The organism is Pseudokineococcus lusitanus (genome assembly GCF_003751265.1).
GTDB lineage: Bacteria > Actinomycetota > Actinomycetes > Actinomycetales > Quadrisphaeraceae > Pseudokineococcus > Pseudokineococcus lusitanus.
Map to the genome: position 1 here is coordinate 1 of NZ_RJKN01000009.1, position 14,356 is coordinate 14,356.

The window sequence follows — 14,356 nt, forward strand, 5'->3', positions numbered from 1 at the left end:
CACACCGGGCCGTGCAATGGCCCCGCGCTCAACGTGTCGCTGCCCACGCTGCTCGGCCTCGACGACGAACAGGCGTGGCTCGCCGGCCACGGCGCGGTCCCCGCCGACGTCGCCCGCGAGCTCCTCGCCGCCGGACACCCCTTCCGCCGGGTCCTCACCGACCCCTTCACCGGGAAGGTCCTCGGCGTCGACGGACACCTCCACCACCTCGACACCGGCAAGACCCGCACGACGACGCCGTCGTCGGCCGGCACCGACGCGACGACCCGGACCACCCAGACCACCCGGACCACCGGTCTGCCCATCCCCGGCGTCACCGACGACGGTCCGACGGCGGCACCGCCCACCACCGCTCCACCGAACATCCAGCCCGCTCCGGTACCTGACGCAGACCCGGTCTCCGACGTGATCCCCGACGTGGTGCCCTACCCGCCCGGTGACAGCGGGACCGGCATGCCACCAGCGCCCCCACCGACAGCCACCACGCGACAGGTACCAGCCGGCCTCGCCGACAAGCTCACCCGCATCGCCGACGCCGTCACGACCGGCACCACCACGCCCGGCACCACCACGCCCGGCACCACCACGCCCGGCGCCACCACGCCCGGCGCCACCACGCCCGGCACCACCACGCCCGGATGGGCCAAGGGGCGAGCCGCGGCGCCCGAGGATGGCGCGCCGCCCTCGTCGACCTGCCCGCTCGCGGGCCTGCCCACCGACTACGTGCCCACCGCCGAGCAGTCCCGCTACATCCGCGCCGCCCTGCCCGAGTGCACCCACCCCGGCTGCACCCGACCCTCGGTCCGGTGCGACCTCGACCACCAGGTACCCCACGGCGCCGGCGGACCGACCTGCGAGTGCAACCTCCGACCCCGCTGCCGCAAGCACCACCAGTGCCGCACCCACTACGGCTGGCTCGTGCAGCCGATCACCGACGACCCCGACGACCCGTACGGCCTCGGGACCCGATGGACCTCACCACTGGGACTGGTCCACGACGACCCCGCACCAGCCTTCCTCCTCCGACCCATCAGGCAGGTCGACGACAGCGGCACACCCCTGCCCGCCGGCTGGGGCGACCACGGCGAGCCCCTCGACTGCTCGTACCCGACCGTCGACATGGCCTGGCCCGGTGGGCAGCTGCTCATCAGCGCCACGGCACCCACCGACCACCACCGCGAACCGCCCGCGCCGCCGGCCCCGCCGACCGACGACGACGGCCCCCCGCCCTTCTGATCGCGGCGGCGCGTCACTGGCTAGGCCGAGCCCGAGAGCGGCGGCCGTCCCCCGTTCCACCACCGGCGGGGCTCCGCCGCCGTCAGGACGAGCCGTCGTCCCGTCGCCGGAGGCGGCCGTCCGTGGTGCCGTGGCCGACCGGTCGACCCACCCGCCGCAGCTCGTGGTCCCCGGACCGGCCGGCCGGGACGCCCCGCGCCCTGCCCTCTCGGCTCGCCGCGGCGCCCAGTCCGGATTCGTGCCGCCTGCGCGCGACGTCAGCCCCGCTCGGTGGCCCCCGTCACCGGGTGCTCGCCCGCGTGGACGGCCGCGCCGGCACGGCGCACGGGGTAGCCGGCGGAGGCGAGGGCGTCCTTGACCTGCCCCACCCGGAGCCGGCCGAAGTGGAAGACCGAGGCGGCGAGGACGGCGTCCGCGCCGGCCTCGACCGCGGGGGCGAAGTCCTCGAGCCGACCGGCGCCGCCGCTGGCGATGACGGGCACGCCCACGACGCCGCGGACGGCGCGGAGCATCTCGAGGTCGAAGCCGTCGGTCGTCCCGTCGGCGTCGACGGAGTTGAGGAGGATCTCTCCCGCGCCGAGGCGGGCGGCCTCCTCGGCCCAGGCGACGGCGTCGAGGCCGGTGCCGCGGCGGCCGCCGTGCGTCGTCACCTCGAAGCCCGAGGGGGTGCGCTCTCCCGGCGGGGTGCCGGGCGGGCAGCGCCGGGCGTCGACGGACAGCACGAGGACCTGGGCGCCGAAGCGGTCGGCCACCTCGGCGAGGAGCTGCGGTCGCGCCACGGCGGCCGTGTTGACGCCGACCTTGTCGGCCCCGGCGCGCAGGAGACGGTCGACGTCGGCGACGGCGCGGACACCGCCGCCCACCGTGAGGGGCACGAAGACCTGCTCCGCGGTGCGGGCGACGACGTCGTACGTCGTCGCCCGGTCGTCGGTGCTGGCCGTGACGTCGAGGAACACGAGCTCGTCGGCGCCGTCGTCGCCGTACTGCCGGGCCAGCTCCACCGGGTCGCCGGCGTCGCGCAGGCCCGCGAAGCGGACGCCCTTGACGACGCGGCCGGCGTCGACGTCGAGGCAGGGGACGACACGGACGGCGAGGCTCACGCGCGCCAGCCTAGGCAGCCGCGCGTCCCGCCCCGTGCGCCGGCGCGGGCACCGCGTCCTGCGTGGGGCCGCCGTGCCGTCCGGAGGGAGCAGGGCGCTGCCCGGGCCCCCGGCCCGGGTGGTCGACGCGCCGCGGGAGCGGCCGTCCTGGCACGATCCGGCCGTGCCCGTGAGCCCCGACCGACCGAGCGCCCGGCTCGCCCGCGAGGGCGCGCTCCGGGTGGCGGACCGGGGCACCCGGTCGGCCCGGCAGCGGGTGGCCCGGCTGCGCCGCCGCGGGCCCAACATCGTCCAGTGCGGGCTGGCCGGGGCGGCCGCGTGGGGCATCGCGCACCACCTGCTCGGCCACCCGACGCCCTTCTTCGCGCCCGTCGCCGCCGTCGTCGCCCTGGGCGCGAGCTACCAGGGGCGGCTGCGGCGCACCGGCGAGGTCGTCGTCGGCGTCGCGGTGGGCATCGGCGTCGGCGACCTCGTGGCGCAGCAGATCGGCGTGGGTGTCTGGCAGCTCGCGGTCGTCGTCTCGCTGTCGATGGCGCTGGCGGTCCTCCTCGACGCGGGCCAGCTGCTCGTCACGCAGGCGGGCGTCCAGGCGGGCATCGTCACGTCGCTCGCGGCCCCCGTCTCTGCCGGCGTCGACCGGTGGGTGGACGCCCTCGTCGGCGGCTCGGTGGCGCTCGTCGTCGCCGCGCTGCTGCCCACCGCGCCCCTGCTGCGGCCGCGGCGGCTCGCCGCGGGCGTCCTCGACGAGCTGGCCGAGCTCGTCGGCGAGGCGGCCGCGGCGGCCCGCGACGCCGACGGCGGGCGGGCCGAGGCGGCGCTCGAGCGGGCGCGCCGCAGCCAGGTGGCGCAGGACGACCTGCGCGCCGCCGCGGTCGAGGCGCTGGCTGCCGTGCGGCTGTCGCCCTTCCGCCGCCGGCACCGTCCCGGGCTCGAGGCCGTCAGCGAGCTCGCCGTGCCCCTCGACCGCGCCGTCCGCAACGTCCGCGTCCTCGTGCGCCGCGTCGCCGTCGCCGAGCACCGCGACGAGGTGCTGCCCGCCGAGCTCGCCGGCGTCCTCGAGGACCTCGCGACGTCGTCCCGCCTCCTCGGCGAGGCCGTGCTCGCGGGGCGGCGCGACGAGGACCTGCAGCTCGAGCTCGCGGAGCTCGGCCGCCGGGCCGGCGCCGTGGGCGAGCGCCACCTCGGGCTGTCCGCCGCCGTGTGCGTCGGGCAGGTGCGCAGCACCGTCGTCGACCTCCTGCAGGTCGGCGGCTGGGACCAGGAGGTCGCGCTGCGGCACGTGCCGGCCGTCGGGCCGCCCCCCGCCTGACCGGGACGCGCCTGCGCCCTGAGCGCCCGTGAGCGCCAGGTCAGCGCCCGTCAGCGTCCGTCAGCGTCCGTCAGCGTCCGTCAGCGTCCGTCAGCGTCCGTCAGCGTCCGTCAGCGTCCCGCGGTCCGTGGAGGGCGACGAGGGTCGCGAGGCGCTGCGCCTCCGCGGTGCCGTGCTCGCCGTCGGCGCGCTGCACGGCCATGACGGCGAGGACGTCGCCGTCCGAGAGGTCGAGCTGGGCCCAGGGCGCACCTCCGCCGAAGCTGACGCCGACCACCTGCGCCCACCCGAGACGGCGCGTGTGGACGAGGTTGCGGACGACGATGCCGTCCTCGTCGACGAGGACGCGCACCCCCGCCTGCCGGTACGCCACGAGGGCCACGAGCAGGCCGAGCGTGACGAAGCCGGCGGCGTCGCCGAGCCCGCCGCCGGGCACGACGACGGCGAGGACCACGCTGCCGAGCAGGGCCAGCGCGCCGATGGTCAGGGCGACGACGCGCGCCCGGCGCGGGACGAAGGGCCGGTGGAGACGGGAACGCTCGGACGGGCGGCCGGGCTCGCCGGAGGCGGCGGAGGGGCGGGGGCCGGCCACGGTCAGATCCGGCAGGCGTGGATCGTCGTGACGAGGATGGCTCGCGCGCCCACCTCGTAGAGCCGGTCCATGACGGCGTTGACCTCGGCGCGCCGGACCATCGAGCGCACGGCCACGAAGCTCGCGTCGCGCAGCGGCGACACGGTCGGCGACTCCAGGCCCGGCGTCACCGCTGACGCCTCGTCGAGCAGGTCGACGTGGACGTCGTAGTCGACCATCACGTAGTCGCGGGCGACGAGGACGCCCTGCACCCGGCGCACGAGGGTCTCGAGGCCTGCGGGGACCTCGCCGCGGCGGCGCACGAGGACCGCCTCGGACTCGAGGATCGGCTCGCCGAAGACCTCGAGCCCCGCGGCCCGCAGCGTGGACCCGGTCTCGACGACGTCGGCGATGACGTCGGCGACGCCGAGGGCGACGGAGATCTCGACGGCCCCGTCGAGCCGGACGACGGGGGCGTCGACGCCGCGGTCGGCGAGCCAGGTCCGGACGAGGCCGTCGTAGCTCGTCGCGACACGGCGGCCCGCGAGGCCGGCCACGTCGTCCGGCACCTGGCCGGTGGGCGCGGCGAAGCGGAAGGTCGAGGCGCCGAAGCCGAGCGTCAGCGCCTCCTCGGCGTCGGCGCCCGAGTCGAGGAGCAGGTCGCGGCCGGTGATGCCGGCGTCGAGGCGCCCCGAGCCCACGTAGACGGCGATGTCGCGCGGCCGGAGGAAGTACAGCTCGACGGAGTTGGCGCGGTCGTGGAGCACGAGCTCGCGCCCCGTGCGGCGCCCGGCGTAGCCGGCCTCGCGGAGCAGCTCGATGGCGGGCTCGGACAGCGAGCCCTTGTTGGGGACGGCGATGCGCAGCACGGGCGGGGCTCCAGGCGGGGTGGCGTCGGGGGCGGGACGGGCGGGACGGGCGGGGAGGAGCGGGACGGGTGGGAGACCGGCACGGCCCCGCGACGGGGCGGCCGGGCCGGGCGGCTCAGAGGTGGGCGTACACGTCCTCGAGCGTCAGGCCGCGCGCGAGGAGGAGGACCTGCAGGTGGTACAGCAGCTGCGAGACCTCCTCGGCGGTCCGCTCGTCGCTCTCGTGCTCGGCCGCCATCCACACCTCGGCGGCCTCCTCGACGACCTTCTTGCCGATGGCGTGGACGCCCGCGTCGAGCTCGGCCACGGTGCGGGAGCCCTCGGGCCGGGACGCCGCCTTGGCGGACAGCTCGGCGAAGAGGTCGTCGAAGGTCTTCACGGGTCCGAGGCTAGGGCGCCCGCGGGGGTGCCCCGGCACGGCCCCGCCCCGCTCCGCCGGCCACGGCGCACCGAGGACGACGGGCCGGGCGCTCAGCCCAGCGTGCGGACCGCCGGGTCCTCCGGCCCGCGCGGTCCGCCGTCCGCCGGCGCGGGCTCCCCCGCACGCAGCGTGCGCACCCACGTGAGGGCGCCCCACACGACGAAGCCGGCGTAGACGACGTAGAGGACCGCCGACGGGTAGTACCCGGCGGCGACGAGGAGCGGGACGCCGACGACGTCGACGGCCAGCCACAGCAGCCAGAAGTCGACCCACCCGCGGGCCATGCCGTAGGTGGCCAGCAAGGACCCCGTGAAGATCCAGGCGTCGGGGTAGGGCCCGTAGGAGCCGAGCGCGGCGAAGAGCTGCGCGAGCAGCAGCGTGCCGCCGACGAGGACGACGAGGAGCACCGCCCGCTCCCGGCCCGTGGCCCAGCGGGGGCGCACGGCCGGCGCCGACGGGGTGCCCGCCGCCCGGCCGGCGCGGGCGGTGCGGCCCCACGTCCACCACCCGTAGGTGCTGACGAGGAGGAAGAAGACCTGCCGCCCGGCCTGGCCGTAGAGGTCGACGTCCTGCGGCGTCGCGAAGACGCCGCCGAGGAAGACGGTGAGCAGGAGCAGGTTGCCGACGATGCCGACGGGCCAGGCCCACACCCGCCGGCGCATGCCGCCGACGGCCGACGCGAGACCGAAGACGTTGCCGACGACCTCGCGCGCCAGGATCGGCACCCCTCCGACGTAGAGGGTCGCGTCCAGCGCGGTCACGAGGGCGTCGCCGACGGTGGTCACGGGCGGCGGCCCACGGCTCGGGCCGCGGCGTCCACGGCTGCGGGCACCCCGACGGCTGCGGGCACCCCGACGGCTGCGGGCACCCCGACGGCTGCGGGCACCCCGACGGCTGCGGGCACCGTCATGCAGCGCTGCCGCCGGCGGCCGCGGCGGCCAGCGTGCGCAGCTCCTCGACGGCGGCCCCCGCGTCCTCGGCGCCGTAGACGGCCGAGCCGGCGACGAAGACGTCGGCGCCCGCCTCGGCGGCGCGGCCGATGGTCGTCGCGCTCACGCCGCCGTCGACCTGGACGGCGACGGCCAGCCCGGCGGCGTCGACCGCCCGTCGCAGCCGCCGGACCTTCGGCAGGACGACGTCGAGGAAGGGCTGCCCGCCGAAGCCGGGCTCGACGGTCATGACGAGCACCATGTCGACCTCGCCGAGCAGGTCGAGCCACGGCTCGACCGGCGTCGCCGGGTTGAGCGCCACGCCGGCGCGGGCCCCGAGCCGCCGGAGCTCGCGCGCCAGCCGTACGGGCGCCGCGGCCGCCTCGGCGTGGAAGGTCACGCCCTGCGCGCCCGCCTCGGCGTAGGCGGGCGCCCAGCGGTCGGGCGCCTCGACCATGAGGTGGCAGTCGAGCGGCAGCGCGCTGACGGCCGCGAGCCGCTCGACGACGGGCAGCCCCAGCGTGAGGTTGGGCACGAAGTGGTTGTCCATGACGTCGACGTGGACGGCGTCGGCGGTGCCGATGCGGCGCACCTCGGCCGCGAGGTCCGTGAAGTCGGCCGAGAGGATGCTCGGGTGGACGTGCGGCCGGCGGGGCGAGGGGCCGCCCCCCGCCCCGGGGGCGGCGGCGGGCACGGGGACGGGCTGCTCGGGCACGGCGTGGAGCCTACGAGCCGCCGGTACCCGTCGCCGGACGCGTCGGCGGCACCGGGCGCCGCCGGCGCGGTGGCGAAGGGTCTCCCGGGTCAGGCCGTCCGGCGCAGGAGGGCCAGGAACATCGCGTCGGTGCCGTGGACGTGCGGCCACAGCTGCGCCGTGGGGCCCTCCCCCGCGCCGACGTCCCGGCCGGCGACCCCGGCCAGCACCTGCGGCGCGTCGAGCAGCTCGACGGTGCCGCGGGAACGGCGGACGGCGTCCTCGACGACGGCCCGCGTCTCCGCGGCGTGCGGCGAGCAGGTGACGTAGGCGACGACGCCCCCGACGCGCACGGCCGCCAGCGCCGACGCGAGGAGGTCGCGCTGCAGCGGCGCCAGGCCGCCGAGGTCCGCCGGCGTGCGCCGCCACCGGGCCTCGGGCCGACGGCGCAGCGCCCCCAGGCCGGTGCACGGGGCGTCGACGAGCACCCGGTCGAAGGCGCCGGGCTCGTCGTCGCCGACCGTGCGGCCGTCGGCCGTGCGCACCTCCGCGGGCGGGGCCCCCGGCGGGACGGCGCCCAGCGCCTGCTCGACGAGCCGGGCCCGGTGCGCCGCCGTCTCGACGGCGACGAGCCCGGCGCCGCGCGTGGCCCCGGCGGCGGCGAGCAGGGCCGCCTTGCCGCCCGGGCCGGCGCAGAGGTCGAGCCAGCGCTCGTCGCGCCCCTCGAGCGGGGCGGCCGCCAGCGCGAGCGCCACGAGCTGGCTGCCCTCGTCCTGGACGCGGGCGCGCCCGGCCCGGACGGCGGGCAGCGCGCCGGGGTCGCCCTCGAGGAGGCGCACCGCGGTGGGGGCCCAGCGCCCGGGCTCCGTCCGCAGCACCGCCCCGGCGGCCTCGGACGCGACCTCGTCAGGGCTCGCCAGGCCCGGCCGGGCGGCGAGGGCGACCTCCGGGGCCACGTTGTCGGCGCGCAGGAGGTCCCCGACCTCGGCGACGTCGCGGCCGTGGGCGACCAGCGCCTCCCGCAGCGCCCGCACCACCCACGCCGGGTGGCTCGTGACGACGGCGAGGTGGCCGACGGCGTCGTCCTCGCGCGCCGGGGCGACCTGCCCGGCCCAGGCCGCGGCGTCCTTCTCCGCGACGCGGCGCAGCACCGCGTTGGCGAAGCCCGCCGGCCCCGCGCCGATCCGGCTGCGGACGAGGCCGACGGTCTGGCTCACGGCGGCGTGCGGCGGCACGCGCGTGGCGAGCAGCTGGTGCGCGCCCAGGCGGAGCGCGTCGAGGACCGGCGGGTCGACCCGCTCGAGGGGGCGGTCGAGGCACGCCGCGAGGACGGCGTCGTAGAGGCCCCGGCCGCGCAGGGTCCCGTAGGCCAGCTCGGTCGCCAGCGCCGCGTCGCGGGCGTCGAGGCCCTCGCGCCGCAGCAGCCCGGGCAGGACGAGGTTGGCGTAGGCGTCCTCCTCGCGGACGGCGGTGAGGACGTCGAAGGCGACGTCGCGCGCCGGGCCAGCGCCGCGTGAGCGCTGCGACGGGCGCTGGGTGGTCCAGCGCTGCCGGGCCGGGCCGCTGCGCCCGTCCTCGGGCCGCTGCTCCGCCCCGGGGCCGCCGGGCCGGCCGCCCGGGGGGCGACCGCCGCTCCCCCGGCCGGCGGGGCCGCCGGCGCCGCGCGCGCCGGAGCCGCCCGGCCCGCCCGGCCCGCGTCCGCCACGGCCACCGGGACCGCCGCCCGTGCCGCGCCCGCGACCGCCCTGGCCGCCCTGACCGCCCTGACCGCGCCCGCCCGTGCCGGACCCGCTCCTGCCGCCGTCGCGGCCGCCCTGCTCGCTCATGCCATGCCTCCCTGCGTGCCGGCGGCCGTGCCGCCGGTGCTGCTCGTGCCGGCGTCGCCGGCCGTCCCGTCCCCGAGGACCTCGCCGGGCGCGGGGCGGGCGCCGCGCGCCCAGTCCGCGGCGTCGACGGCGCGCCGTCCGGCGGGCTGCACCCACCCGAGGCGCACGACGCCGTCGCCCGTCCCGACGAGGACGCCGCCACGCGTGACCGACGGCTCCCCCGGCCCGGGGATCCGCTCCGGGGACCCCTCCCCTGCGCCGACCGGCTCGACCGGCCCGAGGCGCAGGCGCTCGCCGCGCCACGTCGTCCAGGCGCCGGGCGCGGGCGTGCAGCCGCGGACGCGCCGGTCGACGGCCGCCGCCCCGTCCTCCCAGCGCACCCGTGCGTCGTCCGGGCGCAGCTTGGGCGCCGTCGTCACGCCCTCCTCGGGCTGCGCCACGGCGGTGGCCGTCCCGGCCCCGAGCGCGTCGAGGACGTCGACGAGCAGCCGCGCGCCCGAGGTCGCGAGCCGTCCGAGCAGGTCGCCCGAGGTGTCCCGGGGACCGACCTCCTCCTCGAGCGTCCCGAGCACGGGCCCGGTGTCGAGGCCCTCCTCGAGGCGGAAGACGGTGGCGCCGGTGCGGACGTCGCCCGCGACGAGCGCGTGCTGCACGGGCGCGGCGCCCCGCCAGCGCGGCAGGAGGCTGAAGTGGAGGTTGACCCAGCCGTGCCGGGGCACGTCGAGCGCGCGGCGGGGCACGAGGGCGCCGTAGGCGACGACGGGGACGCAGTCGGGCGCGAGCGCCACGAGGTCGCGCAGCGCGTCGTCGTCACCGGGCCGGGCGGGCGCGAGGACGGGCAGGCCCGCCTCCAGCGCGAGCTCCTTGACGGGGCTCACGACGGCGCGACGGCCGCGGCCGGCCCGCGCGTCGGGCCGGGTGAGCACGCCGACGACCTCGTGCGAGGACGCCAGGAGCGCCTGCAGGGCGGGGACGGCGGGGGCCGGTGTCCCGGCGAGGACGACGCGCACGGCGGGGGCTCCTCGGGGTCGTGGCGGCCGCGGGGCGGCCGGGGCGGGCGCGCGGCGGACGGGAGGGCGCCGCGCGGTCGGCGGCGTCGGGCGACCGACGGCGCGGGTCGACCGTAACCACCGCCGTGCGGCGGTGCCGACCACGCCCGGCGGCACGGGGCGGCGCCGCGGCACCCCGGGCCGCCGGCTACCAGCCCTCGAGCGGGTCCAGCGGGTCCACCTGCACGCGCACGGCAGGCTCCTTGCGGGCCGACGTGACGGCGCGGGCCGCCCGCAGCGCGTCCGCGAGGGCCCGGGCGTCGGCGGAGGGGACCCGGAGCAGGACCTGCTGCGCCCCGGGGGCGTCGTCCGCCGGGGCGCTGCCGTCCGTCCGCAGCGCCACGGGACCGCCCGTGGCCCAGCGGCGACCCTGCGCCGGCACGGGCCCGAGCACGCCGGTGGACGGCGGCAGCCGGGCCGCCTCGAGCAGCGCCCGGACGCCGGCGGCGGGCCCGGCCACGCGCACCGCCGTCACCGCCGGCGGCAGCCCGAGCTCGACCCGCTCGACGAGCTCGCGCTCGGCGTGGCCCGCCGGGTCCCACCGCACGAGCGCCTGGAGCGGCGCGAGCCCGGCCTCGCCGACGGCGAGGACCCGCCCGCCCTCGCCGGCCGGGCGCACGAGCGAGGCGGCGGACAGCCACCGCCGCAGCGCCTCCTCCGCCGAGCGGAGGTCGGCGCGCGTCAGCAGCGCCCACGTGTCGAGCAGGAGCGCCGCCGCGTACCCGCCCGCCGCCACGGGCTCCGCGCCGGGCGTCGCGACGACGAGCGCGGGCGCGGCCGGGACGTCGTCGATGACGGCGTCCGCCCCCCCGGAGCGCCGCACCGTGGTGCCCGGCAGGGCCCGGCCCAGCTCCTCGGCCGTGCGGCCCGAGCCGACCACGAGCGCCCGCAGCGCCCGGCCGCCGCAGTGCCGGCACGCCCAGGCGGGCGCCGTGGTGGCGCACCAGCGGCACACCGGCGCCGCCGCGACGTCGGCGCCACCGGCGGCCGGCAGCGCCAGCGGGCCGCTGCAGCGGGGGCAGCGGGCCGGGTGCCGGCAGCGCTGGCAGGCCGTGGCGGGCAGGTAGCCGGCGCGCGGCACCTGCACGAGGACGGGCCCCGCCAGGAGGGACTCGCGGACGAGCCGCAACGCGCTGGCGGGCAGCCGCGCGCCCGGGCCCGCCGGGTCGCGCCCGTCGTCCTCCGCCACCGCCGTCCGCGGCGCCCGGGCGCGCACCACCTCGCGGGCGGCGACGACGGGCCGGGCCCAGCCCGTGGCCACCAGCTGCTGCGCGGCGGCCGTCCGGGCGGGCGAGCCGACGACGGCGGCGGCCCCCACGAGGTCGGCCCGCTCGACGAGCACGTCGCGGGCGTGCGGGTACGGCGCGCGCGGCTCGACGTGGGAGTCGTCCCCGTCGTCCCAGCAGACGACGAGCCCGAGGTCGGCGACGGGCGCGAGCGCCGCCGCCCGGGTGCCGACGACGACCCGGACCCGGCCGCGGCGCAGGGCCGTGTACGCCCGGTACCGCGGGGTCGGGCCGTCGTCGGCCGACAGCCGGACGTGCCGGCCGGCGCCGAGCAGCGCCGTGAGCGCGGCGTCCACCCGGGCGACGTCGCGCCGGTCCGGCACGACGAGGAGGGCACCGCGGCCGCCCGCCAGCGTCGCGGCGGCCAGGACCGCGAGGGCGCCGGCCCAGTCGTCCGGCGGCGCGCCGGGCAGCGCCGTCCAGACCGCCCGGGGCGACCCGCCCGCGAGCAGCCGCGCGACGAGCGCGCTGCCCCCGGCGTACTGCGCCCACGGGCCGGGCGCAGGCGCCGCCACCGGGCCCGCCGGGGGGCCCGGTCGCTCCTCGACCTCCACGGCGGCCCGCCGGGGCGGCACGGCCAGCCGCAGGACGTCGGCCGTCGTGCCCGCCCACCGCCGCGCCACCGCGCGGGCCAGCGCGAGCACCGCCGGGTCGAGCACCGGCTCGGGCGAGACGACCTTCCGCAGCGGCTGCAGCCGGCCCTCGTGGTCGCTGGACGGGCGGCGGTCGACGACGAAGCCCTCGACCTCGGCGCCCGCGAGCCGGGCCCTCACCCGCACCCCGGGCACGGCCGTCGCGGCCATCGACGCGGGCACCGTGTAGTCGAGGACCCGGTCCAGGTGCGGGAGCGGCACGTCGAGCACCACACCGGCGACGGGGTCGACCTCGGCGGCGCCCTCGGCGGGGGCGGGACGGCGCCCGCGGACGACGGCGCGCAGGAGGGAGAGCTGCTCGTCCTCCGCGGCCCCCGCCGCACCGTCGCCCCCCGTGCTCACGTCCCGATCCCACCAGGTCCCCCCGACGGCCCGTCCCCCGCCCGCCGGGCCGGTGGACGACCGCGCCCGGGCGGCACCCGTGCGCGCCGGAGGGGGCACCGCCGGACGGGTGACGACCGGATCGTCGTTGCCTCCAGCACCCGTCCCGCCCGGCCGATCAGCAGCCCGTGAGCGCCCTGACCCCGCCGCGCACCGCGACCCCCGAGGACGGTGCCGGCCACACCGCCGACCGCCCCACCACCGGACCGCACGCCGCCCCCGTCCCCGCCCCCCTCGACGACCTCCAGCCCGTCCTCGACGCCTTCGCCGCCATGGCCGGCGCCCCCACGGAGGACGACGCGCTCGCGCGCGCCGTCGACGTGGCCCGCCTCGCGACCGGCGCCCACCTCGGGGCCGCCGTCCTCGCGGGCGAGGACGGCGTCACGCACCTCGTCCACGCGGGCATGACGGCCGTGGAGGTCTCCCGGCTGCCCGGCCCGCCGCAGGGCCGCGGCGTCCTCGGTGCCGTCCTCGCCGGCGAGCTCGTCCGCGTCGACGACGTCGCGACCCACCCCGCGTGGCAGGGCGCGGTCCCGCACCACCCGCCGATGGAGGCCTTCCTCGGCGTCCCGGTCACCGGCGACGACGACGAGGTCCTCGGCGCCTTCTACCTGTCCAAGCCGCCCGGGCAGGCGCCCTTCGGCGACGGCGACCAGAGCCTCGTCGCCGCCCTCGCCCGGCAGTGCGGCGCCGTCGTCGTCCGGCTCCGCGCGCTGCGCCGGGGGGAGCGGCTGGCCGCCCGGCTCGTCCAGGCCGACGGCGTCCGCGCCGCGGCCGTCCAGCGGATGACCGAGGCCCTCGACCCCGTCGAGGCCGTCGACAGCGTCCTCGAGATGGCGCGCGAGCAGCTCGGCATGCCGCTCGTCGCCGTCGTGCGCGTCCGGCCCGACGGCAGCCAGGAGGTCGAGCGCGTCGCGGGCGTCCTCCACGGCGGCTCGACGCCGCTCCCCGGGACCCCGCTGCCCGCCCGGAGCCTGTGCGGCCGCGTGGTGACCGTCGGCCCGGTCGTCGTGCCCGACGTCGCCCTCGCGCCGGAGCTCGCCGAGGAGGCCGCCGCCTGGCCGGGCGTCGCCGCCTACGTCGGCGTCCCCGTCGTCGTCGGCGGCACCGTCCGCGGGTCGCTCTGCGCCGTCTCCGACACGCCGACCGACCTCACCGGCGCGGACGTCGCCGTGCTCGAGGTCGTCGCCGACGTGGCGGCCCGCCAGCTGGCGCGGCGCGAGGCCGCCACGCTCCTGCGGACCCGCCGCGAGGACCAGCTGGCGCCGCACCTCGCGCCCGGCGGCCTCGCCGTCGTCCTGCAGCCCGTCGTCGACCTGCGCGACGGCACCGTCATCGGCGTCGAGGCGCTGGCCCGTCCCACCGGCTTCCCCGGCGGGCCCGCGGAGCTCTTCGCCGAGGCCGCCGCGCTCGGGCTCGGCGTCGAGGCGGAGCTGGCCGCGGTCGACGCCGCGCTGGCGCTCCTCCCGACCCTGCCCGACGACGTGCAGATGGGCGTCAACGTCGGGCCCGCCACGGCCTGCGACCCGCGGCTGCACGAGCGGGTCGCCGCCGCGACGGCGGGCCGGTCGCACCGCGTCGTCGTCGAGCTCACCGAGCACGAGGACACGAGCGCCCACCCGGACCTGCCGTCGCGCCTCGCCGACCTGCGCGCGCTCGGCGCCCGGGTGGCCATCGACGACGCCGGCGCCGGCTACGCCGGGCTCCGGACCATCGTCGACCTGTCCCCCGACGTCCTGAAGCTCGACATCTCGCTCGTCAGCGGGATCGACACGCACCCCGCCCGCCGTGCGCTCGTCAGCAGCCTCGTGGCGCTGGCCCACGAGCTCGGCGCGTACCTCGTGGCAGAGGGCGTCGAGCGGCCCGGCGAGCTCGCGGTGCTGCGCGGGCTCGGCGTCGCCGCGGCGCAGGGCTTCTACCTAGCCCGCCCGGTACCGCGCCCGCTCCTCGACCTGCGCCCGCGCGCGGTCGTCGCCGTCCCCCGTCCGCTGCAGCGGGTCTGAGGGTCGGGACGCCCGCGGCGGCGGGCGAC

General features: G+C 79.7%; 11 protein-coding genes and 1 pseudogene. 3 read left to right on the plus strand and 9 right to left on the minus strand.

Annotation, left to right across the window (positions count from 1 at the left end; translation table 11 throughout):
• The coding region (locus tag EDC03_RS17700; RefSeq protein WP_206749998.1) for an HNH endonuclease signature motif containing protein at positions 1 to 1,236 on the plus strand (1,236 nt) is incomplete at its 5' end.
• 257 nt (positions 1,237 to 1,493) lie between these two features.
• On the opposite strand, the gene hisF is transcribed toward EDC03_RS17700, so the two are convergent.
• Positions 1,494 to 2,336, minus strand: a complete 843-nt coding sequence (hisF, locus tag EDC03_RS15135; protein WP_123381108.1) for an imidazole glycerol phosphate synthase subunit HisF — start codon at positions 2,334 to 2,336, stop codon at positions 1,494 to 1,496.
• 163 nt (positions 2,337 to 2,499) lie between these two features.
• On the opposite strand from hisF, the gene EDC03_RS15140 reads away from it, so the two are divergent.
• The gene (locus EDC03_RS15140) at positions 2,500 to 3,645 is read left to right on the plus strand and encodes an FUSC family protein (protein WP_158674330.1); all 1,146 of its coding nucleotides are present in this window, start codon (positions 2,500 to 2,502) and stop codon (positions 3,643 to 3,645) included.
• Positions 3,646 to 3,745: 100 nt separating this feature from the next.
• Here EDC03_RS15140 and EDC03_RS15145 read toward each other — a convergent pair whose 3' ends face one another.
• The 8 genes and pseudogenes from EDC03_RS15145 to EDC03_RS15180 form a co-directional block, all read right to left on the minus strand.
• Positions 3,746 to 4,237 carry a PH domain-containing protein gene (locus tag EDC03_RS15145; RefSeq protein WP_199720307.1) on the minus strand — a complete coding sequence of 164 codons (492 nt, stop codon included), beginning with the start codon at positions 4,235 to 4,237 and terminating at the stop codon, positions 3,746 to 3,748.
• A gap of 2 nt (positions 4,238 to 4,239) precedes the next feature.
• Positions 4,240 to 5,085, minus strand: a complete 846-nt coding sequence (hisG, locus tag EDC03_RS15150; RefSeq protein WP_123381110.1) for an ATP phosphoribosyltransferase — start codon at positions 5,083 to 5,085, stop codon at positions 4,240 to 4,242.
• Between the two features lie 115 nt (positions 5,086 to 5,200).
• Complete coding sequence (locus EDC03_RS15155; protein ID WP_123381111.1) at positions 5,201 to 5,464, minus strand: phosphoribosyl-ATP diphosphatase; 264 nt, start codon at positions 5,462 to 5,464, stop codon at positions 5,201 to 5,203.
• A gap of 92 nt (positions 5,465 to 5,556) precedes the next feature.
• Entirely contained in the window at positions 5,557 to 6,291 is a 735-nt protein-coding gene (gene pnuC / locus EDC03_RS15160) for a nicotinamide riboside transporter PnuC (protein ID WP_199720308.1), read from the minus strand.
• A 121-nt stretch (positions 6,292 to 6,412) separates the two neighbouring features.
• A complete protein-coding gene (gene rpe, locus EDC03_RS15165) occupies positions 6,413 to 7,129 on the minus strand; it encodes a ribulose-phosphate 3-epimerase (RefSeq protein ID WP_123381223.1) in 717 nt (238 codons plus the stop codon).
• Positions 7,130 to 7,239: 110 nt separating this feature from the next.
• Entirely contained in the window at positions 7,240 to 8,955 is a 1,716-nt protein-coding gene (locus tag EDC03_RS15170; protein ID WP_123381112.1) for an RsmB/NOP family class I SAM-dependent RNA methyltransferase, read from the minus strand.
• Between the two features lie 74 nt (positions 8,956 to 9,029).
• Positions 9,030 to 9,965: pseudogene (gene fmt / locus EDC03_RS15175) on the minus strand (methionyl-tRNA formyltransferase); the annotation flags it as partial.
• Between the two features lie 187 nt (positions 9,966 to 10,152).
• Positions 10,153 to 12,153: a primosomal protein N' family DNA-binding protein gene (locus EDC03_RS15180; protein WP_422393833.1), complete on the minus strand. Its 2,001-nt coding sequence runs from the start codon at positions 12,151 to 12,153 to the stop codon at positions 10,153 to 10,155.
• 299 nt (positions 12,154 to 12,452) lie between these two features.
• Between EDC03_RS15180 and EDC03_RS15185 the strand changes: the two genes are divergently transcribed.
• The gene (locus tag EDC03_RS15185; protein ID WP_123381115.1) at positions 12,453 to 14,327 is read left to right on the plus strand and encodes a sensor domain-containing phosphodiesterase; all 1,875 of its coding nucleotides are present in this window, start codon (positions 12,453 to 12,455) and stop codon (positions 14,325 to 14,327) included.
• Positions 14,328 to 14,356: the final 29 nt, after the last annotated feature.

Coding starts and splice junctions, on each gene's coding strand:
- EDC03_RS15170 (WP_123381112.1), bottom strand. CDS start 8,955: ATGAGCGAGCAGGGCGGCCGCGACGGCGGCAGGAGCGGGTCCGGCACG.